The organism is Acidiphilium rubrum (assembly GCF_900156265.1).
Lineage (GTDB): Bacteria > Pseudomonadota > Alphaproteobacteria > Acetobacterales > Acetobacteraceae > Acidiphilium > Acidiphilium rubrum.
Map to the genome: position 1 here is coordinate 81,802 of NZ_FTNE01000007.1, position 22,285 is coordinate 104,086.

At 65.2% G+C, this 22,285-nt stretch carries 21 protein-coding genes; 7 read left to right on the forward strand and 14 right to left on the reverse strand.

Translation table 11 applies throughout. The features are described 5' to 3' along the window. Positions 1 to 79 precede the first annotated feature (79 nt). Positions 80 to 1,204, forward strand: a complete 1,125-nt coding sequence (dnaN, locus tag BW994_RS07165; protein ID WP_029310954.1) for a DNA polymerase III subunit beta — start codon at positions 80 to 82, stop codon at positions 1,202 to 1,204. Positions 1,205 to 1,370: 166 nt separating this feature from the next. Beyond that, positions 1,371 to 2,516, forward strand: a complete 1,146-nt coding sequence (gene recF / locus BW994_RS07170) for a DNA replication/repair protein RecF (protein ID WP_051657186.1) — start codon at positions 1,371 to 1,373, stop codon at positions 2,514 to 2,516. On the opposite strand, the gene BW994_RS07175 is transcribed toward recF, so the two are convergent. The 3 genes from BW994_RS07175 to BW994_RS07185 all read right to left on the reverse strand — a co-directional run bounded on the left by BW994_RS07175 (position 2,472) and on the right by BW994_RS07185 (position 4,814). Then, complete coding sequence (locus BW994_RS07175; protein WP_029310952.1) at positions 2,472 to 3,455, reverse strand: zinc-dependent alcohol dehydrogenase family protein; 984 nt, start codon at positions 3,453 to 3,455, stop codon at positions 2,472 to 2,474. The genes recF and BW994_RS07175 overlap by 45 nt on opposite strands. A gap of 4 nt (positions 3,456 to 3,459) precedes the next feature. After that, positions 3,460 to 4,017, reverse strand: a complete 558-nt coding sequence (locus tag BW994_RS07180; protein WP_035228206.1) for a hypothetical protein — start codon at positions 4,015 to 4,017, stop codon at positions 3,460 to 3,462. A gap of 146 nt (positions 4,018 to 4,163) precedes the next feature. Then, positions 4,164 to 4,814, reverse strand: a complete 651-nt coding sequence (locus tag BW994_RS07185) for a BON domain-containing protein (RefSeq protein WP_029310950.1) — start codon at positions 4,812 to 4,814, stop codon at positions 4,164 to 4,166. Between the two features lie 227 nt (positions 4,815 to 5,041). Here BW994_RS07185 and BW994_RS07190 point away from each other — a divergent pair, with 227 nt between their 5' ends. Together BW994_RS07190 and BW994_RS07195 are read left to right on the forward strand one after the other, a co-directional pair. After that, positions 5,042 to 6,010 (forward strand): cyclase family protein, encoded by a 969-nt coding sequence (locus BW994_RS07190; RefSeq protein WP_029310949.1) that lies wholly within the window; start codon positions 5,042 to 5,044, stop codon positions 6,008 to 6,010. A gap of 16 nt (positions 6,011 to 6,026) precedes the next feature. Next, positions 6,027 to 7,679, forward strand: a complete 1,653-nt coding sequence (locus tag BW994_RS07195; RefSeq protein WP_029310948.1) for a class I adenylate-forming enzyme family protein — start codon at positions 6,027 to 6,029, stop codon at positions 7,677 to 7,679. 180 nt (positions 7,680 to 7,859) lie between these two features. On the opposite strand, the gene BW994_RS07200 is transcribed toward BW994_RS07195, so the two are convergent. The 4 genes from BW994_RS07200 to BW994_RS20390 all read right to left on the reverse strand — a co-directional run bounded on the left by BW994_RS07200 (position 7,860) and on the right by BW994_RS20390 (position 12,064). Further along, on the reverse strand, positions 7,860 to 8,408 hold the full coding sequence (locus BW994_RS07200; RefSeq protein ID WP_051657185.1) for an REP-associated tyrosine transposase: 549 nt from the start codon (positions 8,406 to 8,408) through the stop codon (positions 7,860 to 7,862). 638 nt (positions 8,409 to 9,046) lie between these two features. Further along, entirely contained in the window at positions 9,047 to 10,111 is a 1,065-nt protein-coding gene (locus BW994_RS20380) for a PEP-CTERM sorting domain-containing protein (protein ID WP_051657184.1), read from the reverse strand. A gap of 217 nt (positions 10,112 to 10,328) precedes the next feature. Beyond that, a complete protein-coding gene (locus BW994_RS20385; RefSeq protein WP_139334023.1) occupies positions 10,329 to 11,240 on the reverse strand; it encodes a PEP-CTERM sorting domain-containing protein in 912 nt (303 codons plus the stop codon). Positions 11,241 to 11,305: 65 nt separating this feature from the next. Next, positions 11,306 to 12,064 (reverse strand): PEP-CTERM sorting domain-containing protein, encoded by a 759-nt coding sequence (locus BW994_RS20390; protein WP_281174429.1) that lies wholly within the window; start codon positions 12,062 to 12,064, stop codon positions 11,306 to 11,308. 598 nt (positions 12,065 to 12,662) lie between these two features. On the opposite strand from BW994_RS20390, the gene BW994_RS07220 reads away from it, so the two are divergent. After that, entirely contained in the window at positions 12,663 to 13,130 is a 468-nt protein-coding gene (locus BW994_RS07220; protein ID WP_029310943.1) for a hypothetical protein, read from the forward strand. A gap of 25 nt (positions 13,131 to 13,155) precedes the next feature. Here BW994_RS07220 and mltG read toward each other — a convergent pair whose 3' ends face one another. From mltG to BW994_RS07250, 6 genes are all read right to left on the reverse strand, one after another. After that, positions 13,156 to 14,127, reverse strand: a complete 972-nt coding sequence (mltG, locus tag BW994_RS07225; protein WP_029310942.1) for an endolytic transglycosylase MltG — start codon at positions 14,125 to 14,127, stop codon at positions 13,156 to 13,158. A gap of 14 nt (positions 14,128 to 14,141) precedes the next feature. Next, complete coding sequence (gene fabF / locus BW994_RS07230; RefSeq protein WP_051657183.1) at positions 14,142 to 15,410, reverse strand: beta-ketoacyl-ACP synthase II; 1,269 nt, start codon at positions 15,408 to 15,410, stop codon at positions 14,142 to 14,144. A gap of 30 nt (positions 15,411 to 15,440) precedes the next feature. Beyond that, positions 15,441 to 15,680 carry an acyl carrier protein gene (locus BW994_RS07235; RefSeq protein WP_029310940.1) on the reverse strand — a complete coding sequence of 80 codons (240 nt, stop codon included), beginning with the start codon at positions 15,678 to 15,680 and terminating at the stop codon, positions 15,441 to 15,443. 151 nt (positions 15,681 to 15,831) lie between these two features. Continuing rightward, positions 15,832 to 16,569, reverse strand: a complete 738-nt coding sequence (gene fabG / locus BW994_RS07240; RefSeq protein ID WP_029310939.1) for a 3-oxoacyl-[acyl-carrier-protein] reductase — start codon at positions 16,567 to 16,569, stop codon at positions 15,832 to 15,834. 1 nt (position 16,570) lies between these two features. Beyond that, entirely contained in the window at positions 16,571 to 17,530 is a 960-nt protein-coding gene (gene fabD, locus BW994_RS07245) for an ACP S-malonyltransferase (protein ID WP_029310938.1), read from the reverse strand. A gap of 221 nt (positions 17,531 to 17,751) precedes the next feature. After that, a complete protein-coding gene (locus BW994_RS07250; protein ID WP_245594057.1) occupies positions 17,752 to 18,282 on the reverse strand; it encodes a polysaccharide biosynthesis/export family protein in 531 nt (176 codons plus the stop codon). Positions 18,283 to 18,500: 218 nt separating this feature from the next. On the opposite strand from BW994_RS07250, the gene BW994_RS07255 reads away from it, so the two are divergent. Both BW994_RS07255 and BW994_RS07260 read left to right on the forward strand, forming a co-directional pair. Then, positions 18,501 to 20,681, forward strand: coding sequence for a GumC family protein (locus tag BW994_RS07255; RefSeq protein WP_081849006.1), 2,181 nt, complete (start codon positions 18,501 to 18,503; stop codon positions 20,679 to 20,681). Continuing rightward, entirely contained in the window at positions 20,659 to 22,113 is a 1,455-nt protein-coding gene (locus tag BW994_RS07260) for a hypothetical protein (protein WP_029310935.1), read from the forward strand. Before BW994_RS07255 ends, BW994_RS07260 begins: the two co-directional genes overlap by 23 nt. Here the strand turns inward: BW994_RS07260 and BW994_RS07265 are convergent. Further along, positions 22,071 to 22,283: a hypothetical protein gene (locus BW994_RS07265; protein ID WP_029310934.1), complete on the reverse strand. Its 213-nt coding sequence runs from the start codon at positions 22,281 to 22,283 to the stop codon at positions 22,071 to 22,073. The genes BW994_RS07260 and BW994_RS07265 overlap by 43 nt on opposite strands. Positions 22,284 to 22,285: the final 2 nt, after the last annotated feature.

The window sequence follows — 22,285 nt, forward strand, 5'->3', positions numbered from 1 at the left end:
GGTTCTATTTATGACCGATCTGGGCTATGCAACGAAACCGGCCGACTCGGACGCCCGGCAAGATGACTGGAAGGATCGCATGAAGCTCAAGGCGGATCGCGCCACGCTCCTCAAGGCGCTGGCCCATGTTCAGAACGTGGTGGAGAAGCGCAACACCATCCCGATCCTCGCCAATGTGCTGCTGTCCGTGAAGGAAGGCCGCCTGACCATCGCCGCGACCGATCTGGAGATTGCGCTGATCGAGGATGTGCCGGTCGAGGCGGCGCAGGATGGCTCGGTCACCGCACCGGCGGCGACGCTCTATGAAATCGTGCGGCGCCAGCCTGAGCACGCCCAGGTCGAGCTCGACCATCCGGGCGGCGATGCGCCGCTGGCACTCCGCGCCGGGCGCTATGCCACCAAGCTGGTGGTGCTGCCGACCGATGAATTCCCCAAGCTCGATGCCGGCAAGCTGAGCCACCGGTTCTCGATCCCGGCGCAGGCGCTGCGCGGCTTGATCGACCGGACGCGGTTTGCGATCTCGACCGAAGAGACCCGGTATTATTTGAACGGCATTTACGTGCACGCCGCCGAATCCGATGGCGCCGCCGTGCTGCGCGCGGTGGCGACCGACGGGCACCGCCTCGCCCGCGTCGAGGAGCCGCTGCCCGATGGCGCGGCGGGCATGCCCGGCGTGATCATTCCGCGCAAGACCGTCAATGAAATCAGGAAGTTGCTGGAGGATGTCACCGGCGAGATCGCGATTGCCCTGTCGGAGACGCGGATTCAGTTCACGCTCGACACCATGCGGATGACCAGCAAGCTGATCGACGGCACCTATCCCGATTACAGCAAGGTCATCCCGGTCGGTAACGACAAGATCCTGCGCGTTGATACCAATGATTTTTCCAACGCCGTGGCGCGCGTATCCGCGATTACCGCCGAGCGCCACAAGCCGGTAAAACTCTCGGTTGCGCGCGATCTGCTGGTGCTGTCTGCCACCAGCCCGGATCAAGGTACCGCCTCGGAAGAGCTGGATGGCGAACAGGTGGAATACAGCTCCACGCCGCTCGAAATCGGGTTTCAGGCCCGCTATCTCAACGATGTGACGGAACAGATCAAAGGCCATGTCGAATTCTGCTTCGCCGATGGCGCGGCACCGACGCTGGTGCGCGCAGCCGGCGATCAGAGCGCGATTTTCGTGCTGATGCCGATGCGGGTTTAGCGGTCGCGCGGCGGTGCGAGGGGAGGAAGCGCTTCTTTTTTGAAAAAAAGAAGCAAAAAACTTTTTTTGATCTGGGGCATGGGCGCTTGAACCGTCACAGGCCCAGTGTCAAAAAGTTTTTTTGCTTCTTTTTTTTCAAAAAAAGAAGTCCTTGCTTCCTTCTCCCATGACAACGCTGACCGCCCTCCGCCTGACCGATTTCCGCTCCTACGCCTCGCTCGATGTCCGGCCCAACTCGCGCATCGTGGCCCTCGAAGGGCCGAACGGATCGGGCAAGACCAATCTGCTCGAGGCGATTTCGGTGCTGGCGCCGGGGCGCGGGCTGCGTGGGGCGAAATTTACCGAACTGGCGCGGCGCGGCGCATCGGGCGGCTGGGCGGTCGCCGCCCAACTGACCGATGCCGGGCGGCGTTTCACGCTCGGTACCGGCATCGACGGTGCGGGTGCCGAGCGCCGCAAAATCCTGCTCGATGGTGATCCGGTCAACGCTGCCGCGGCCGCCGCCGCGTTCGCCTGCGTGTGGCTGACGCCGCAGATGGACCGGCTGTTCACCGAAGGTGCCAGCGCGCGGCGGCGGTTTCTGGACCGGCTGACCTTGGCGCTGGCCCCGGCCCACGCCAGCGAGGTCGCGGCGTTCGAGGCGGCTTCGGCCAATCGCAACCGCCAGATCGAACAAGGCACCGCCGATGCCGCCTGGCTCGCGACCATCGAGGATTCGATGGCCCGCCACGCCGCCGCCCTGACCGCCTCGCGGCTCGATCTGATCGCGCGGGTCAACGCGATGCTGGCGCGCGGCGCATTTGCGCCGTTTCCGGCAGCGACCCTGGCGCTGGAGTGCCCGATCGGGGCGCGCCTCGCGATCGAGCCGGCGATCGTGGTGGAAGATTGGCTGCGGCGGCTCTATGCGCGCACGCGGGCAGAGCCGGTTGCCGCGGTCTCGCCCCAACGCGCCGATCTGCTGCTGGCGGATGCCGGCAGCGGGCTTGCCGCCGCCTTCGCATCGACCGGGCAGCAACGCGCCATGCTGGTGGCGATCGTGCTGGCGCACGCGGCGCTGATCGCCTCGCTGCGCGGCGCGGCACCGGTACTGCTGCTCGATGAACCGTTCGTCCACCTCGATGCGGCGCATCGCGTCGCACTGGGTGAGGCGTTGCAGCGAAGCCCGAGCCAGGTGTTCTGCACCGCGACCGATCGGGCGCAATTGCGCTCGCTGGGGGATGATGCGGCGATCTGGCTGGTCTCGCCGGGGCGGATTATTGGCGCGCGGTCAGGGGATCAGGACGGCGGCGCCTTCGAAGCGGCCGGCGCGTAGGTCGGCCAGGGCCTGATTCGCCTCGGTCAGCCGGTAGGTGGTGGTGCGGGTGATGATGCCGATTTCCGGCACCAGGCGCAGAAATTCGAGCCCGTCCTGCCGCGTCAGGTTCGCGACGGACAGGATCTGGCGCTCCTCCCACAGCAGGCTGTAGGGAAACGCCGGGATATCGCTCATATGGATGCCGGCGCAGACGACGCGGCCGCCTTTGCGGAGCGCGCGCAGCGCGGCGGGGACCAGATCGCCGGCGGTGGCGAAAATAATCGCGGCGTCCAACGCATCGGGCGGCATCTCGTCGGACCCGCCGGCCCAGACGGCGCCGAGCGAGCGGGCGAAGGCTTGGGTGGCGGCATCGCCCGGTCGGGTGAAGGCGTAGACCGTGCGGCCCTGCCAGCGGGCGATCTGAGCAACGATATGCGCGGCCGCGCCGAAGCCGTAGAGGCCGAGTTTTTTTCCATCTCCGGCGATTTTCAACGATCGCCAGCCGATCAGCCCGGCGCAGAGCAGCGGCGCCAGCGATGCGTCGCTGCCGGCATCGCCGAGCGGGAAGGCGTAAGCGGCATCGACGATGGTTGCGGTGGCGAAGCCGCCGTCGCGGGTGTAGCCGGTGAACAGCGGGTGGTCGCACAGGTTTTCGCGGCCGGCGCGGCAATAGGGACAGGTGCCGCAGGTGTGGCCGAGCCAGGGGATGCCGACGCGCTGGCCGATGTGCAACGCGCGCACGCCATCGCCCAGCGCATCGACCCTGCCGATGATTTCATGGCCGGGGATGATCGGCACCTGCGGATGCGGCAATTCGCCGTCGACCACGTGCAGATCGGTCCGGCAGACGCCGCAGGCGGCGATCGCGACGCGCACCTGGCCGGGGCCAGGGTGCCGGTCCACCAGTTCGATATAGTCGAGGGGCTGGTGGAGCGCATTCAGCATCATGGCGTGCATGGCATCAGGCCGGGATGGTGACGTCTTGCGGTGGCGCGATGAATTTCACGCCGGTGTGAACATCAAGCCGCAGCGGTTTTGCAAGGCCCAGGATGGCGCGCGCCCGGATCGTCTCCGCTGGCGTGCCGTGCACCATGACCAGGAAATGATCGGCCTTGAGCGCGGATTCGTATTCGATCACGCTGTCTTTCGGAATGCCGATGCCATACATCGCGGCGCCGAGCGCGCTCAGACCACCGACCACCGCGGCGGTTTCGACGCCGGAGAACACCATCGAGGCCAGATAGCCCAGCACGACGACATGGCCGACGATGGGGATGGACAGGAACAGGCCGCCGAAAAACACCCCCCAGAGACCGCCCCAGAACGCGCCGCGCAGGCCCCAGAAGCGCACCCGATCGCCGGTATTGTAGAAGCCGACGACGTTTTCCTCGGTATGGTAGCCTTTGCCGATGACGCTGAGTTGCTTCATCGCAAAGCCGCCGCGGGAGAGTGTCTTGATGGCGGCATCGGCGGCAAGGTGATCGTCGAAAATGGCGATCGTGGTATCAGGATTTTCCATAGGTCGCTCTTTCATCAACGCTGAGCCACAGGCGTTCCCACCAGCATGACCCAAACGAACAAAGTTTTTTTTGCTTCTTTTTTGTTCACAAAAAAGAAGATCCTAACTTTTACTCTTCGCTATACTTGTTTCGTCATTGTCCACACTCACGAAACCGTAATATTATTCTCAACCGTAATGGTTCCCGGTGCCGACCAGGCCGTGGTCGCCGCGAGGTTGCGTTCATGCGGTGAGTGAACCGTGCCGCTCAGGCGCACCGCCCCGCCTTCGACGGTGACGCTGATCGCGTTGGGTTCAACGAACCAGGAGCGTTGCAACGCGTGCATGATGTCCTGGCTGAGGTTGGTCGCATCGACCCGCGGCTTGATGGTGATTTCGCTGGAAACACCGCGCACGCCGATGAGGCCTTGAACATCGCGCATCGCGGCCTCGCGCTGGTAATGCGCGCCGACCCGCCCGGTCAGGGTCAGCCAACCATCGGCGACAGTGACCTTGACGCTGTCGCGCGGCACCGAGACGTCCCACGCCAGGCGCTCGACCGCGGCGCCGGCGATATCTTCATCGGTGCGTTTGATATGAACCGGCAGTTCCACAACGATGTCTTCGGCAACGCCGAACACGCCGCGGACGCGCCGGGTGATCGCCTCGGCGGCGTGCTTGTCGGCGTAGCTCTCGACATGGCCGCTCAGCGTGACGATGCCGGCCTTGGCGGTCACGCCGATATGGCCGGCGGTCACGCCCGGCTGCCAGTTCAGTTCCGCCATGACGCGCTGTTGCAATTGGGTATCGTCCGACATGTCCGTTCTCCGTGGTTGCAGATGATCGAATTCGAAACGTGCCCAAGGAACGGGCGCGGCTCGTGCGGAACTGGTTATGCGCGGATGATCGGCCGGTGGCTTTGATACAGGTCAATGACCGCCAACCGGGCCAACGTTCGCTTGGCGGTGTTGCAACCCGCCGATCAAGAATGCAGGATAGACAAATCCGGCATCAGACCGGTTCGCAACCGCACGAGGAAACCGCCATGGCCAGCACGCTCCGCGCCGAAATCCCGGTCACCGAACTTCTCAAGAACGACCCGAAAAACTGGGGCCGCTGGGGCGCCGATGACGAGGTCGGCTCGCTCAACTTCCTCACCCAGGCCGAGGTGCTGCGCGGCGTGCAGGCCGTGAAACAAGGCAAGACCTTCACTTTGCAGGTCATGATGGGCCACCCCGGCGGCGACCCGGTCTGGCCCGGCCGCGCCCAACCGGTCCGCGTCAACGTCATGGACAAAGGCCACTACCTCTGCGGCAAAGGCCCGGTCTTCCCCGGCCACGCCGAATATGCCGACGACATGTTGATCATGTACCTCCAGGGCTCGACCCAATACGACGCCCTCGGCCACGTCTGGTGCGACGACCAGCTCTATAACGGCTACGACGCCCGCACCACCGCCGGTAAAATGACCAAGGCCAGCGTCCTCCCCATCGCCGAACGCGGCATTGCCGGCCGCGGCATCCTGATCGACATCGCCCGCCACCGCGACAAGCAAGTCCTCGACCGCGGCGAAACCTTCACCCACGAAGACCTCCTCGCCGCCGCCGCCAAACAGGGTGTCACCATCGAAAAACACGACATCCTCCTCATCCGCACCGGCTGGATCGGCTCGTTCTACACCCGCGACAAGACCGAATTCTACCAGGATTTCATCGAGCCCGGCCTGACCTACAGCCCCGAACTGGTCAAATGGTTCCACGAGATGGAAATCCCCAATCTGGTCACCGACACCATCGCCAACGAAGTCACCGCCGACCCCGTCTCCGGCGTCGTCCTGCCGCTGCACAACGCCCTGATGCGCAACCTCGGCGTCACCTTTACCGAAATCGCCGCCCTCGATGCCCTGGCCGATGATTGCGCGGCCGACGGCCAATGGACCTTCCTCTACACCGCCGCCCCCCTCAAAGTCGCCGGCGGCACCGGTGCGCCGGTCAATCCCGTGGTGATCAAATAGGGCAGGGGCCGCGCCAATGACCATCTACGACGACAAACCCTGGCTCGCCCTCTACGACCAAGGCCAACCCGCCACCATCACCCCCGACTTCACCGACGCCCTGGCGATGTTCCGCGCCGCCGCCGCCCGCGCGCCCGACCGCCCCGCGATCCTCTATTTCGACGCGACCCTCACCTACGCCGAACTCGACGATCTGAGCGACCGCCTCGCCACCCACCTCACCACCCACGGCTTCGCCCCAGGCGACCGCTTCGCCGTCTTCCTCCAGAACGTCCCACAATTCGTCATCGCCATCCTCGCCGCCTGGAAATCAGGCGGCATCGCCGTCGCCGTCAACCCGATGAACCGCGCCCGCGAAATCGCCATCCTGTTCGCCGATTGCACCCCCAAAGCCGTCATCTGCCACGACGAGACCTACCACACCGTGTTCGATCCGCTCGACCCCACCCTCCGCCCGAACATCGTCATCACCACCAGCGCCCTCGCGTTCCAGACCCGCAACGACCCCCGCCTGTTCGCCAACGCCACCCACCACCGCTTCCCCGAAACCACCGACTTCGCCGACACCCTCAAAACCGCCCCCAACCCACCCCAAACCCCGCACTACCAACCCGCCGACATCGCCTTCCTGGTCTACACCTCCGGCACCACCGGCGTCCCCAAAGGGGCGATGAACACCCACGGCAACGTCACCTTCAACGCCCAGACCTATCGCGACTGGATCGAACTGGCCGAAGGCGCGCCCATCCTCGGCATCGCCCCCCTGTTCCACATCACCGGCCTGATCGGCCACGTCGCCGCTGGCTTCCTCACCGCCGCCCCCCTCATCCTGACCTACCGCTTCGAACCCGGCGTCATGCTCGACAGCATCGAGGAACACAAAGCCGCCTTCACCATCGGCGCCATCACCGCCTTCATCGCCCTGATGAACCACGCCAACGCCACCCCCGCAAAACTCGCCTCGCTCACCAAAATCTACTCCGGCGGCGCCCCCATTCCCCCCAGCGTGGTCACCGCCTTCCGCGAAAAATTCGGCCCCTACATCCACAACGGCTACGGCCTCACCGAAACCAACTCCCCCACCCACGTCGTCCCGCTCTCGCGGCAAGCCCCGGTCGATCCCGCCTCCGGCGCCCTGGCCATCGGCGTCCCCGTCTACGACACCATCTCCTGGATCTGCGACGACGCCGGCACCCCCGTCGCCCAAGGCGAAATCGGCGAAATCGTCACCCAAGGCCCGATGATCGTCCCCGGCTACTGGAACAAACCCGACAAAACCGCCGAAGCCATCCGCAACCACCGCTTCCACACTGGCGACGTCGGATTCATGGACGAACAAGGCTGGTTCTACCTGGTCGATCGCAAGAAAGACATGATCAACGCCGCCGGCTACAAAGTCTGGCCCCGCGAAGTCGAAGACGTCCTCTACACCCACCCCGCCGTCCGCGAAGCCGCCGTAATCGGCATCCCCGACCCCTACCGCGGTGAATCCGTCAAAGCCGTCATCAGCCTGAAACCCAACACCACCACCACGCCCGAAGAAATCATAACCTTCTGCAAATCCCGCATGGCCGCCTACAAATACCCCCGAACCGTAACAATAATCCCCGACCTCCCCAAAACCGTCACCGGCAAAATCCTCCGCCGCGAACTCAGAGACCCCGCGTAGGGCGGGGTGCGCCCTTCCGCACCCCATCGCCCAAGCAAAGGCCAGTAAAGCAAAGGCAAGACTTCTTTTTTTGCAAAAAAGAAGCAAAAAACTTCTATGAATCAAGGTGATCACCGCTCGATGGTCCGTGCGCGGATCAAACCATGGTAGGGTGGGGTGCTCTTCCGCACCCCACCACTGTCACCCCGCATCACCCGTCCGGTCTCTCACCAAATCCGCCACCCATCTCCTCCCGCCGCCCCAATCGGCCGGATAATCCCCGCGTGCCACCGCGCGCCGGAACGATGAAAACGGCCAATCTCCAGCATTCCCAACCAACCCATGCTTGACCGGGTTAAAATGAACATAATCCACATGCCGCCTGAAATCAGCCTCACACCGTATCGTGTGCTCCCAAAACCGGCGCTGCCACACACCGCGTTCGCCCTTGGCAATCCGAGAGGCGGATCGGCTTTCACCGTTCGCAAGTCTTACCGAGAAACCGCGCTTGATCAGAGCCCACCTCACGGAAAAATCGGCATCGCCGCCCGGCAATGTCCATACCGCACGCAGATGCTCGGGCAGCACAACCCATGCGTCGATGTTAAATGGATACAGCGCGCGGGCTCGTAAAACCGACGCGCGTAGGGCGTCCACGTCCTTGACCAGCAAGTCGCTGCGCCGGTCAGCCAACGCGACGGTGAAAAAATATGTTCCGCCTTCGACGTGATTTCGCCGATACTCCGGCATTTGTTTACCATTTCAATGTGCCGTCGGCACTATGGCCCCGGAATGGTGGAGTGCGGAAGAGCACCCCACCACTTCACCAAGATCAATCCTTCCGGTCTTTCACCAAATTCACCATCCATCTCCCTCACGCTGCCCCAACCGGCCGAATACGCCCCGCGTGCCAAAACGCGCCGAAACGATGAGAACGGCTAATCTTTGGCGTGTTCGACCAGCCACTGTAGGGTGGGGTGCCCTTCCGCACCCCACCACGTCACCAAGATTAATCCTTCCGGTCTTTCACCAAATTCACCACCCATCTCCCCCACGCTGCCCCGACCGGTCGAATCCGCCCCGCGTGCCGCAGCGCGCCGAAACGATGAGAACGGCCAATCCTTGGCGTGTTCGACCAGCCCGTACCTGACCGGGTTGAAGTGGACATAACCGCCAAGGCAACGTGACGAAATACGTTCCGCCTTCGCCGCGATTTCGCCGATACGCCGGCATTGACCGACCATTTAAATCCACCGTCGGCATTGTGGTGCCGGAATGGTGGGGTGCGGAAGAGCACCCCAACCGACGTTGGCTGACATGCGGTTTCATAAGGTAGGGTGGATGATGGGAATAGCGGGATACCCATCACCCATGGGGTAGTTTGCCTCTCAGCGATGTTTGCGCCGTGAGCGCAGGGCCAGGCCGAGACCGAGCAGGCCGGTGCCGAGGAGCGGGAGCGAGCCGGGTTCGGGGACTGGGGTGGCGAGGGGTGAGAGGTAGGTGAAGGTTACTGAGCCGCTGGCGCCGTCGCCGAAATATATGCCGGAGGACCCGGATGTCAGCACCCTGTTGGTGGCACTGGCGGCGAGAAAGGAGGCACCGCCGCCGCCGCCGCCGCCGTTGGTTCCACCGAAGCCGCCCCCGAAGTAATAGGTGGTGGGTCCGGGAAAAATAAAGCCGCTGCCAACTATGCCAAAGCCGCCGCCGCCGCCGCCGCCGCCGTAGTTCCCGCCCGAGCCGCCGCCCTTGACAACAGTACCGCTGCCGCCGCCGATAGCGATGCCGCCGCCGCCGCCGCCGCTGCCAAAGTCGCCGCCGTTGCCTTCGCCGAAGACGCCGCCGCCGCCGCCGATGACGATCCCGCCGCCGCCACTGCCGCCGCCACTGCCGCCGCCGTAGCCGCTTTGGATGCCGTTGCCCGAGCCGCCGCCGCCGTTGCCGCCGCTGCCTTGGGCCAAGCTGCTGCCGTTACCGCCGTTGCCGGGGGTGCCATTGTCGCTACCGCCGCTGCCGTTGCTGGTAGACCCGCCGCCGCCGCCGCCGCCCGCGACAGCCAGGGGAGTCTGGGTCGATTGATCCAAGACCACACTGATGCCGCCGCCGCCGCCGCCGCCACTGTTTGAGCCGCTGCCGCCGCCGGTGCTGACAAGGATTTCCAGGATTTGATCGGCCGTCAGGCTGAAATCGCCGGTGACTGTGGCGCCACCGCCGCCGCCATAGCTGCCGGAACCGCCGCCGCCTGCACCGATGGCCTCAATTTGGTAGAGTCCGGCGTTCAGGACGGTGTAGTCGACGATGGTGCCGATAGTTGAGATGGTAGTGGTCCCGCTGCCGATCGTGTCGATCGCCCCGGCATCGGCCCGTGGCGCAAACGCGATCATGGCAGCACCCAGCAGGGCAGTCAGGGCGGTGGTGCTGAGCAGGCCTTTAATTTTGTGGTGCTGTGCGGTCATATTCGTTCCTGTTATCGTGTGAAATCAGTCCGGATTTGCAAGCAAATCTCATGCCAAATTGGATTATTTTATCGATTCAATATCTTAACAAAACAGCGCGGCGGCGACTGTAAAAAATCCTGACACCCGGTCCCGCACCACCCCCAAGCACCAGCCCCCATCCGGCCCGTGCGATGCAAAATCCTCGATCGTCCACCGCACAGGCCGCATGACCCGATCAACCCCCCTTGCGCCGCCGCCGCACCACCACCCCCAACCCGATCAGAGCCGTGCCAAGCAACGCCAACGAACCAGGCTCCGGCACCGGCGTCGGCGCCGAGATTTCATAAACCCAAGACCCCCCGCCACCACCGCCATTGCCATACACATTGTTGTTCGTCCCACCCATGCCACCGACCTCAATGTCGAGCACCGTCCCGGCGGTCAGCATAATGGAGCCGCTGACGGTAGCACCAAGGCCGACCGTATTGGCGTTACCGTCGTAGAAACCACCCTGGCCGCCGGAGCCGGTGAAATCATAGACGCCGGTGGCGGAAACATCATAGCTTTGTGAAGCGCCGGTATAGCTGAACGACCGTATGAAATTATCGAATGTGATCGATATCGATCCCGCGCCTGTATTGTTGCCGGTGGTCTCGACAACATTGCTGAACGCGGCAGCAAGAAAGGAGCTGCCGCCGCCCCCGGCGCCGCCGTTCTTGTTGCCGCCGCCACCGCCATTGTAGCCGCCGCCTCCGCCACCACCACTGTTACCGCCACCACCACCACCACCATAAGCGCCAGCGCCACCATCACTGGCCCCAGCCAAGCCGAACCCAAGATAGGCCAAGCCACCGCTGGCATCTGGGCTAGACCCACCACCACTAAGAGCGCCCGCGCCGCCGCCGCCGCCGTCGTGGTAATAAAAAACCCCGCCGCTCTGGCCACCCGAACCATTCACACCGGCTGCACCACCAGAGTATCCACCCGCTCCCGCCACCGTCCCTGCCTCCCCCGCGCCGCCCGCATCACCGCTAGTCGCCCCACCACCCCCGCCGGCGACCATCAGCAGAACCGGACTGGCGAGGGCTTGCGCCGTCGTGGCGCAAAACAGGGTGGTGGCGAGAAGGGCAATTCGAGTGCGGATCATGGTAGTTCCTTACGTGAACAGAATGAACAAATATTACAAAGCAAAATCAAATGCAAAATCCCCGATCACCCCATCTTGCGCCGCCGCCGCACCATCACCCCCAACCCGATCAGAGCCGTCCCAAGCAACCCCAATGAACCCGGTTCCGGCACCGGCGTCGGCGCCTGGGTCTCGTAAACCCAAGACCCCCCCCCGCCGCCGCCGCCGTCTTGAGAAGCACCCCCCATGCCGCCGACTTCAAAGTCGAGCACAGTCCCGGCCGTCAGATAGATGTCGCCGCTGACGGTCGCACCAAGCCCTCCGTCGTAACCATTCGACGTCGATGCTCCGCCCTGGCCGCCGCTGGCGGTAAGAGTGTACAGGCCGGTGGTAGAAATATCATAGCTCAGGAAACCGCCTTTAAAGATGAACGACTTTATGGAATGATCGAACTCGATCGAGAGGGACCCATCGCCAGCCTTTGTTGCCAGCGGTTCGCACGGTATTGCTGAACGCAGCGGCAAGAAAGGAACCACCCCCGCCGCCCCCGCCGCCGACAAGGTCGCCGATGCCGCCGCCCCCACCGCCGCCGCCATCGTAGCCACCACCACCGCCACCGCCATTAGAGCCACCACCGCCGCCGCCGCCGTAGGCACCCTTGCCATTGCTATAGCCATTGGCCGATCCGAAGTGGAGAGCAGAAAAACCCCCGCTCCCGCCTGAGCCCGATGCGCCGAAACCATCACCAAGAGCGCCCGCGCCGCCGCCACCGCCGCCGTCGCCGGTGCCGGCGTTGCCGCCAGTCCCCGACCCACCCGCAATACCCGCGCCACCGCCCGAACCATTTTCCGCCGTCGTTCCGCTCTGGCCCACGCCGCCGGCACCACTATAGCCCGCCCCTCCGCCACCCCCTGCCACCATCAGCAGAACTGTGCCGGCGAGAGATGGCGCCGTCGTGGCGCAAAGCAGGGTGGTGACGAGAAGGGCAATACGGATGGTTGTCATGGTGGCTCCTTGCGTGAACAGAACGAACAAGAATTACCAAGCAAAATCGATGCCAAAAATTTTCTCATTTCAATTCAATATCATAACGAACGCACGAAATCGTGAGTGTAAAGAATCCTGACACCCAACCCCCCGTAACGCCCGAGCAAGGGTCGGGTGCCCCTCCGCACCCCACAATTTTCCACGCCCGTCGTCCGTCCGGTATGTCACCAAACTCACCATTCATCTCGTCAACGCTCCCCCAATCGGCTGGACAATTCCATTTTGGCAACGACGATGGATTGATCACCGCCCACAGCGCGCCACGCCCCGTGTCGCCCGACCGGGAACCGGTAATACTGCCGTCCCGCTGACTCCGGCGGGTGAAAAACAACGATACGTAAAAGGTAGTGAAAATAACGCTTGCTTAGGTCCGCCCCAGTATGCTTATATCCGACCGTGGATAAAACCCCCGCCTCAGCCGTCTCGACCGTGCCGATCAACGCCAAACTACAAGGCGTGTTCGACCACGTCTCGGCTCAGCGCGGTGCCGATACCCTGAGCGACGCAATCCTGGACCTCATCCTCACCATCCTGAACCTCCTGCGCTGCTTCCTCGAAACCAGCGCCTCACCAACCGCACCGGCACCCCACGGCCCTTCCCCCAACGCCGCCATCCGCCCGCAACCCGAAGCCACGCCCCCGCGCCGTGCCACGTCCGCATCACCGCGTCCCGCACGCCCGCATCAGCGCCCGTCCGCCGCGAAGCTGCACACGCGCGCAACCCCCCAACCCACACCGACCGAAACCATCCCAAACCCCGCGGCCGCCACGCTCGCCACCCCACCATCACGCCAAGCCCGCCCGCCAAACCCACATCCGCGCCGCCGAATCACACACCCAGAGCACCGGTTCAAACACGCCTAAATCGTTACGATATCAAAACGAAAACTCAGTTCTTCCCACGCCCCGCCCGCACCCGCGCGATATTCGCCAATTGCTCATCGAACGTCCGGGCAAACACATGCCCACCCCTGCCGGTCGCCACGAAAAACAAATCCTGCGTCGCCGCCGGATGCAGCACCGCATCGATCGCCGCAATCCCCGGCGACGCGATCGGCCCCGGCGGCAACCCATGGTGCCGATAGGTGTTATAGGCGCTCGGCGTCGCCAGATCATGGTCGGTAACCCGGTGGGGCAGCGCGGTCGCCCGCCCCTCGGTCACCGCGAAAATCACCGTAGGATCAGCCTGCAGCTTCATCCCCTGCACCAGCCGGTTTTCATAAACCCCCGCGATTTTCGGCAACTCCGCCGCAACCGGCGTTTCCAGTTGCACGATCGAGGCCAGCGTCAGCGCCTGTTGCGGCGTCTGCACCGGCAAATCCGGCGCGCGCGCGCCCCAGGCAGCGGCCAGCGCCCTGGTCATGGCATGCTGCATCCGTCGCAGTATTCCCTGCCTTGTCGCGCCATAGACGTAATCATAAGTCTGCGGCAGCACGCTGCCTTCGGATGGCGGCACCACATGCCCGCTCGCTTCCGGCAGCGCATTGATGATCGCGGCAATCTGCGTCGCGGTCAGCCCTTCCGGAATCGTCGCCTTATGCTGCACCACCGGGCCGAACCGCAGCGTGTGCAGCACCCGCCGCAGACTGCCGTGCGCCACGAACTCAAACTCGCCCGCCCGCAAATTCCCCTGCCGCCGCGTAATCCAAGCCGCCAGTTCGAACACCAGCGGATACCGGATCACCCCGGCGCGGTTCAATGTCCGCGCCACCGCCGCGATACCACCCGGCGGCACCACCACATCGCGCGTCACCGCCAGCGCACCCGGCCCATCGTAGCTCTGCTGCACCGCTTGGTTGCCGATATTGGCCGCGACGACCAGCGCCATCAAAACCAAAATCAGCCGCCCGCGAGTGAACATCCGGCGCCGCCCGGTCAGTGCGCCTTGCGGAACAGGATCGAGGCATTGGTACCGCCGAACCCGAAACTGTTCGACAGCACGACATCGATGGTCCGGCGCTGCGCGGTATGCGCCACCCGGTCGATCACGCTCGCCCGGCTCGGCTCATCCAGATTGAGCGTCGGTGGTGCCACCCCGTCGCGGATCGCGAGGATCGAAAACACCGCCTCGATCGCCCCGGCCGCGCCCAGCAGATGCCCGGTCGCCGATTTGGTCGAGGACATTGCAACGCCCCGCGCGGCATCGCCAAACAGGTTTTCGACCGCTTCCAACTCCAGATCATCGCCCATCGGCGTCGAAGTGCCATGCGCATTGATGTACTGAATATCGCCCGGCACCAGCCCACCCGATTTCAGCGCCGCCTTCATCGCCCGAAACGCACCATCATGATGATCGGCCGGTGCGGTGATATGATGCGCATCGCCCGACATGCCATAACCCGCGATCTCGGCGTAAATCTTGGCCCCACGCGCCTTGGCATGCTCGTATTCCTCAAGGAACACCACGCCCGAGCCCTCGCCCATCACGAACCCGTCGCGATCCTTGTCCCATGGCCGCGAAGCCGCCTGGGGCCGATCGTTGAACCCGGTCGAGAGCGCGCGCGAGGCGCAGAACCCGGCAATCCCGAGCGCGCACACCGCCGCCTCGGCACCCCCGGCCAACATGATATCGGCATCCCCCAGCGCGATCAGCCGTGCCGCATCGCCGATTGCGTGCACGCCGGTGGCACACGCCGTCACCGCCGAATGGTTCGGACCCTTCAGCCCGAACTTGATCGACACATTGCCCGAAACCAGGTTGACCAGCGCAGAGGGGATAAAAAACGGCGACAACCGCCGCGCCTTGCCCTCATGCACCAGCACCGAGGCTTCATAAATCGTCTGAAGACCGCCGATGCCCGAGCCGATCATGACACCGGCGGCGTAGCGATCCTCCTCGGTCTGAGGCACCCAGCCGCTGTCTTCCATCGCTTCGGTCGCCGCGACCATGCCAAGCTGGATGAACCGATCCATCTTTTTCTGGTCTTTGACGCCAACCCACTCGCCCAGCGTGAAACCGCCATCGGCACGCGTGCCAGGCGGCATCTGACCGGCAACCTTGCACGGCAGATCGCTGGCATCGAAATCGGTGATCGCACCGATTCCGGAGTTGCCATTGATCAGCCGCTGCCAGACCGGCTCGACTCCCACGCCCAGCGGACATGCGATTCCCATGCCGGTGACAACCACGCGCCGCATATTCATGTCCTGATACTCACGCTGCCGTCTCGCCGGTTACTCGGCCTTCTGCTTCTCGATGTAATCGATCGCGTCCTTGACCGTCGTGATCTTTTCGGCCGCGTCCTCGGGAATCTCGACGCCGAACGCCTCTTCGAACGCCATCACCAGCTCGACGGTATCAAGGCTGTCCGCGCCCAGATCATCGATGAAGGAGGCTTCCGGGGTTACTTTCGCTTCATCGACGCCGAGATGCTCGACAACGATCTTTTTTACCTTATCGGCGACTTCACTCATTCTCTGTGTGCTCCTGTAACGAAATTTTGGGCGGTCAATAGGCACGAATAGTCCGGAGACGTCATGGCCAGCGCCATGTTCCGGTTTGGTTGCGAAAGTCCGGCGCGCTTAGCATGGTTCATCGTGCCGCGCCAACCATGACGCCGCCCTGCTAGATCATCGCCATCCCACCGTTCACATGCAAGACCGAACCGGTCACCCAGCCCGCCGCATCGGATGCCAGATACGCCACGGCCGCCGCCACATCGGCGGGCTGGCCCAGCCGACCGAGCGGAATTTTGCCGGCCAGGGCAGCGCGCTGCTCCTCGGTCAGCGCACCGGTCATCGCGGTCTCGATGAAGCCCGGCGCCACCAGATTGATGGTGATGTTGCGCGAGGCAACCTCCTGCGCGAGCGCCTTGGTCAACCCGATCAGCCCGGCCTTGGCCGCGGCGTAATTCGCCTGACCCGGATTGCCGGTCGAACCGACGATGCTGCCGATATTGATGATCCGCCCGGCACGGCGCCGCATCATGAACTTCAGCGCCGCCCGCGACAGGCGGAACGGTGCCGCCAGATCAACATCGAGCACCTGCGCCCATGCCTCGTCGCTCATCCGCAAGGTCAGCCCATCGCGCGTCAACCCGGCGTTGTTGACCAGAATATCCACCTTGCCCATCGCGGCCTCGGCGCCCACGATCAACGCCTCCGCCGCTTTCGGATCGGCCAGATCGGCGGCCTGCACATGGCTGCGCTCACCAAGCTCCGCCGCCAGCGCCGTCAGCGCCGCTTCGCGGGTGCCCGACAGCATCACCGTTGCCCCCAGCCCATGCAGCGTGCGCGCAATCGCCGCGCCAATACCGCCGGACGCGCCGGTCACCAGCGCGGTCTTGCCATCCAGCCTGAACAGATCAGCCGACATGTTTGATCAAAGCCTCCAGCTCCGCCGGCGTGCCGCAATTCAGCGCCTCGGCCTCCGGCGCGATCCGCCGGATCAGCCCGGACAGCACCTTGCCCGACCCCAATTCGATGAACCGCGTCACCCCCAGGTCGACCATGGCCGCCACCGATTCGCGCCAGCGGACCGTCGCCGTCACCTGCTCGACCAACAACGCGGAAATCGCGCCCGGCAGCGTCGCCTTGGCCGCCGTCACATTCGCGATCAACGGCACCAGTGGAGCGCGCGGCGGTGTGGCCTCCAGCGCGAAGCGCATCGCCTCCGCCGCCGGCGCCATCAGCGCGCAATGAAACGGTGCCGAAACCGGCAGCTTCATCGCCCGCTTGACGCCGCGCGCCTTGGCGATCTCGATCGCCCGGTCCACCGCCGCCGCCGCACCCGAAATCACCACCTGGCCGCCACCGTTGTCGTTCGCGACCGATACCACCTCGCGCCCGGCCGGACCGCTCTCCGCCTCCGCGCAGATCGCGCTCGCGGCCTCCAGTTCAACGCCGAGCAACGCGGCCATCGCCCCTTCGCCCGCCGGCACCGCGCGCTGCATCGCGTTGCCACGCACCCGCAGCAGCAGCGCCGCCTCGGCGACCGTGAACGCGCCTGCCGCCGAGAGAGCCGAATATTCACCCAAGGAATGCCCGGCCACCACCACGGCGCGCTCGCGCACCGCGATATGACCCTCTCGCTCCAGACAGCGCAGCACCGCCATCGACATCGCCATCAACGCCGGTTGGGCGTTCTCGGTCAGCGTCAATTCCTCGGCCGGACCCTCGAACATCAGGCGCGAGAGCTTCTGCTTCAGAACCTCGTCGACCTCTTCGAACACCTCGCGCGCCGGCGCAAACGCCGCCGCCAGATCGCGCCCCATGCCGACCGATTGACTGCCCTGACCCGGAAAAATAAAGGCGTTGACCGCCATGAACCCGTCTCCTGCTTTTCGGCGCGGGGTAGATTGGGACGGCGCGCAAGTCAATTCGGCGCTTGCCACCGCCGGGGGACGGGCGACCCGACGCGCGCGTCCGAAAGGTCTTCTTTTTTGAAAAAAAGCAGCAAAGAACTTTTGTTGGTTTGGAACTTCGGCGTTTTTGGCGTGTTTGCCAAAGACGCCACGTGCGGTCTGTCCGCGCGCCGCCGTTCGGCTCAGAAGTGACGTTCAAACACCTGAATCACATCACCCGGCGCGATCAACGCCGTCGCCGGAGCCCGATATTCAGCCGAGCGCCCGTGCCGCACGCGAATGACCCCGACCCGCGACTGCACCGCCCGATAGGTAAAGCCGTTGGCGATCGAAACCGCCGTCAGCACCGTCATGCCCGGCTGGAACGGATACTGGCCGGGCTTGTTGACTTCGCCCAGAATCGAAAACGGCCGATAGCGCCGCACATCGACCGCAACCTCCGGCCGGCGCAGAATGCCCCGCCGCACCAGCCCCGCCGCAATCGCCCGGCCGAGCCCGGTTGCGGTATGGCCAGCCGCCCGCACCGGCCCGAGCAGCGGCACATCGATCATGCCGGCGGCGCTGACATCGTAATCGGCACTCAACTGCTTCTGGTCGAACACCACGACCCGCACCTGATCGCCGGTGCCGAGCCGGTAATTCCGCGCGGATGTCGTGGGCAACGGCGGCAGATTGCCGCCCGTCGCGCACCCGCCCAGCGATACGACACCCAAACAACCGATCGTTCGCGCGATCAGGCTGCGACGGCGGCAAGACTCTTCAAGCATCATAATCCACAACCCTCAAGAGCAATTAATTGGTCAACAACTTAAGATTGACATAGCGCAGATTCGCGGTATCAATCATGCATTATTTGTTGCGTCGCACAAACAGTTCGGTGAACCAATTCCATGACGAGCTCGGCTCACGCTGCTGAAGGTCCGTCGTCGATATGAGCGAGATCGGATCATTGTCGCCCGCCGCATCGCCCCGCCCGATCCTGGCCGGCGCGCTGACGCTGTTGACCGCGCCCGACCCGCTGCAACCGCTCCGTGCCATCCGCCGCCATTGGCGTCTGACCGCGCTGATCACCATCGGCCTGCCGGCGCTCGTCGCACTGGCGCTCACCCATCAGCCACCCACCTACACGGCCACCGGCACCCTGCTCTACGCGCCGCTCGACTTCAACCCGAAACTCCTGCGCGGCGTGCTCGAAACCAGCCAGGTGACCGACACGCTGATGACCAGCCAGATCGCCGTGGTGCGCAGCACCGCCGTGGTCGAGACCATGATGAAGCAGCTCGATCTGGTGCATAGCAAGGCGTTCGATCCCGCGCTGGCGCCCTCGCCGCGCTGGCGCCGCTGGCTCGGCCTGCCGCCCAGGCACGCCGCGCCGCTGTCGCACCGGGCGCTCGTCGATCAGGTCCGCAACGATCTCGTGGTGACCGTGCCGTCGGGCTCGCAATTGTTGACCGTTTCCTTCAACAGCACCGACCCAAAACTAGCCGCGCGGGCGGTCAATTGCGCGATGCAGACCTATCTCGATCGTCAGCGCGCGGATAATCTGGCGGTGCTCGACCACGCGCAAGCCTGGCTGAGCCGGCGCGCCGCCGCAACCTCGGCAGTGCTGCGCGCGCTCGATATCGCGATCGCGCGCGCCCGCGCCACCGCCGGCACCGAACGCGGCACCGGCGCTGCGCCGCTCACCAATCAGGAAGCCGGCCAGCTGACCGACAGCTTAGCCCGCGCCGAGACCGATCTGGCGGCCGCCAGCGCGCAATTGCAGGCGAGCGATGCCTCCGCCGGAACACCGGCCGCCGCGGCGGCGGCGATTGCGACCAACGTCGCGCCGATGCGCGCGCGGGCCGCCGAACTCGCCGCCCAGCTCGGCGCGCTCGCCAGCACCGAGGGACCGAATTATCCGGAATACCGCTCGGTTCGCCACCAGCTCGCGGCTCTGCAAGGCCAGATCGCCGCGGAGACCGCGCGTCAGGTCGAAGCGGCCCGTGCGACCATGCAGGTCGATCAGGCGCGCGTCGCCACCCTGAAGGCGGCGCTCGCCAGGCTGCGCCACCGCACCGCCGCCGAATCCATCCTCGCCGCCCCGCTCGCGAGCCTGCTCGAACAGCGCACCGCCGAGCGCAGCCTGCTGCGCGATCAGACCGAGCAGATCGGCACGCTCGAAAGCCAGAGCGCCCTGACCCGGCCGGACGCCCGGATCATTTCGCCCGCCAACACACCGAATGAGCCGAGCGCGCCGCGCACCGTCCTGATCATCGCCGGCGCCAGCGTGCTCGGCTTCAGCCTCGGCATCATCGCCGCCCTCGCGGCGGATGTGCTGAACAGTAGTTTCCGCTCGGGCGGCGAGATCCGCACCGCACTCGATCTGCCCTGCATCGCGCTGATCCCCGAGGTCACGCGGCGCGCCCGGCGCGGCCTCGCGCTGCCGGACTACACCAGGATGCACCCGTTTTCGCCGTTCAACGAGCAGATGCGCGCGCTGCGGACCAGCCTGTGGCTCGACCCGACCGCGCCGCGCAGCCTCGCGATCACGGCGGCGCGACCCAGCGAAGGCAAGACCACGCTCGCCGTCAGCCTCGCCGTCTCGCTCGCGGCCGGCGGCATGCGCGTGCTGGTGATCGATTGCGACATCCGCCAGCCGAGTTTCGATGCGGTGTTCAACCTTGGCGGCGCGCCGGGTCTGACCGATCATCTCGCCGGGCGCGTGAAGTGGGATGCCGCCGTCCACCGGATGTCCGATCTTCAGCTCGACGTCATGCCCGCCGGCGCGGTCGCGGCCGATGCGCTGTCGCTGTTCATGGCGCCGTCCATGCAGCACCTGATGGCGTCGCTACGCGAGCGCTATGATCTGGTGATCCTTGATCTGCCGCCGGTGTTCGCGCTCGCCGAAAGCCAGGTACTGGCCAAAGCCGCCGATGCCACGCTGCTGTGCATCCGCTGGGCGGAAACGCCGCGCCGGGTGGTTGCCGCCGCACTCACCCTGCTCGATCAGGCCGGCATAAGGGTCGCCGGCACCATCCTGACCCGGGTCGATGGTGCGCGCCATGCCCGGGCCGGGTTTGCCGATTCCGAACTCTATCATCCCCGCTATGGCGGCTATTTCAGACCTTGACGCCCGCCCGGCGGGGCGGGTGCGCACCGGTTTCAACGCCGCCGAAGCTGGCCTGCTGACCGGGGCCACGCTGCTGATGCTGTGGCCCGCGCTCTACAACGGGTTTCCGCTGATCTTCTCGGATACCGGCACGTATATTTCGCAGGTGATGGAGCACCATCTCGGCTGGGACCGGCCGCCCTTTTACAGCATGTGGCTGTTCGCGCTCGACTGGGGGCGCAACCTGTGGCCGCCGACGATCGCGCAATGCGCCGTTGCCGCCTGGATGATCCGGCGCACCCAGCGCATGGTGGCACCCCGCTCGGGCATCGGCGCCGGTGCCCTGCTGCTGGCCCCGCTCGCGTTGCTGACCGCGCTGCCCTGGACCGCGGCGCAGATCATGCCCGATATTTTCACCCCGCTGATGGTGCTGGCGTTCGCGGTTCTGGTGCTCGATGATCGGGTGACGCGCCGTGAGCGGCGTCTGCTGACCGTTCTGATCACCCTCGCGATCATGGTGCATCTCAGTAATCTGCCGATCTATGCGGGACTCTGCCTGTGCGTGCTGGTCCTGCGCCGCCGAGCGCGCCGACGCCCCGAGTGGAGGCGTCTGCTGCTGCCGCTGGCAATCGGCGTCACCGCTCTGGTCGGGGTTAATGTGATCGCCTCCGGCACGGTGTCGCCTTCGCCCTATGGCGGCACCTTCGTGCTCGCCCGCCTGCTCAGCGATGGCCCGGCGCGCACCACCCTGGCGCATGACTGCCCAACGCGGCACTGGGCCTTGTGCCGCTATCAGGCCGATCTGGCGCACAGCGCGGATTGGTTCCTGTGGACAGCGGACAGTCCGCTGTATCGCGCCGGTGGCCCGATCCGCCTGATCCGCCAGACCAACGCGATCGTCCGCGCCACCATCGCGGCGCACCCGGCCATCGTGCTGCGCAACGGCATGCGCGACACACTGCGCCAGCTGGTTACCTTTGCGCCGGGGAGCGGCCTGCGCCCATGGTCCGCCACGGCGGCGCCGACGATACGGCGCGACCTCCCGGTGGCCGCGGTAAGGGCGTTCCTCGGCAGTCTTCAGGCCCGCCGACGCCTCGCGATCGGCGCGCCGCTCGCATCCATCGTTGCAACCGTCACGATCGCGGGCATCATCGCCACCCTGGGGTTCGTGCTGCTGGCAATCGTTCAGGCCATCCGCCCCCTCCACGGAATTCGTGCGTCGCGTACCGCTGCCGCGCCGCTCGACGACCGGCTGATCGATGATCGCCTGTTCTTTCTCGCGGTTCTCGTGCTGCTGGCGCTGCTCGGCAATGCGGTGGTCACCGGCAGCCTGTCCGGCCCGCATGACCGCTATCAGAGCCGCATCGTCTGGCTCGCGGTATTGACCGGCGGGCTCGTGCTGGCACGATGCTACGCCGCATGGCGATCCCGGCCGACCAGCACCACCGCGTAAAGTCGCCAGCGCGCAAAGCCGAACCGCCGCCGCCAATCGATCAGATGGCTGGCCCGAAACCGCATGCCGAAATGCAGATCGATCGCGGCGAGTTGCGCATCGTTAAAACTGCCAGCAAGCGCCGGCGGCACGGTTGCAAGGAATCGCGCGACGGCCACTGACCGCGCCATGG

Bases quoted from the DNA above. Each gene is read 5' to 3' on its own strand.
- BW994_RS07180 (WP_035228206.1), bottom strand. From the start codon at position 4,017: ATGGAAAATCCTGATACCACGATCGCCATTTTCGACGATCACCTTGCC.
- BW994_RS07175 (WP_029310952.1), bottom strand. From the start codon at position 3,455: ATGCACGCCATGATGCTGAATGCGCTCCACCAGCCCCTCGACTATATC.
- BW994_RS07195 (WP_029310948.1), top strand. From the start codon at position 6,027: ATGACCATCTACGACGACAAACCCTGGCTCGCCCTCTACGACCAAGGC.
- recF (WP_051657186.1), top strand. From the start codon at position 1,371: ATGACAACGCTGACCGCCCTCCGCCTGACCGATTTCCGCTCCTACGCC.
- BW994_RS20380 (WP_051657184.1), bottom strand. From the start codon at position 10,111: ATGACCGCACAGCACCACAAAATTAAAGGCCTGCTCAGCACCACCGCC.
- BW994_RS07265 (WP_029310934.1), bottom strand. From the start codon at position 22,283: ATGGCGCGGTCAGTGGCCGTCGCGCGATTCCTTGCAACCGTGCCGCCG.
- mltG (WP_029310942.1), bottom strand. From the start codon at position 14,127: ATGTTCACTCGCGGGCGGCTGATTTTGGTTTTGATGGCGCTGGTCGTC.
- BW994_RS07235 (WP_029310940.1), bottom strand. From the start codon at position 15,680: ATGAGTGAAGTCGCCGATAAGGTAAAAAAGATCGTTGTCGAGCATCTC.
- BW994_RS20390 (WP_281174429.1), bottom strand. From the start codon at position 12,064: ATGGTTCGGGCGGTGGCGCGGGTATTGCGGGTGGGTCGGGGACTGGCG.
- BW994_RS07260 (WP_029310935.1), top strand. From the start codon at position 20,659: ATGGCGGCTATTTCAGACCTTGACGCCCGCCCGGCGGGGCGGGTGCGC.
- BW994_RS20385 (WP_139334023.1), bottom strand. From the start codon at position 11,240: ATGATCCGCACTCGAATTGCCCTTCTCGCCACCACCCTGTTTTGCGCC.
- BW994_RS07255 (WP_081849006.1), top strand. From the start codon at position 18,501: ATGAGCGAGATCGGATCATTGTCGCCCGCCGCATCGCCCCGCCCGATC.
- dnaN (WP_029310954.1), top strand. From the start codon at position 80: ATGAAGCTCAAGGCGGATCGCGCCACGCTCCTCAAGGCGCTGGCCCAT.
- BW994_RS07185 (WP_029310950.1), bottom strand. From the start codon at position 4,814: ATGTCGGACGATACCCAATTGCAACAGCGCGTCATGGCGGAACTGAAC.
- BW994_RS07200 (WP_051657185.1), bottom strand. From the start codon at position 8,408: ATGCCGGAGTATCGGCGAAATCACGTCGAAGGCGGAACATATTTTTTC.
- BW994_RS07190 (WP_029310949.1), top strand. From the start codon at position 5,042: ATGGCCAGCACGCTCCGCGCCGAAATCCCGGTCACCGAACTTCTCAAG.
- fabD (WP_029310938.1), bottom strand. From the start codon at position 17,530: ATGGCGGTCAACGCCTTTATTTTTCCGGGTCAGGGCAGTCAATCGGTC.
- fabF (WP_051657183.1), bottom strand. From the start codon at position 15,410: ATGAATATGCGGCGCGTGGTTGTCACCGGCATGGGAATCGCATGTCCG.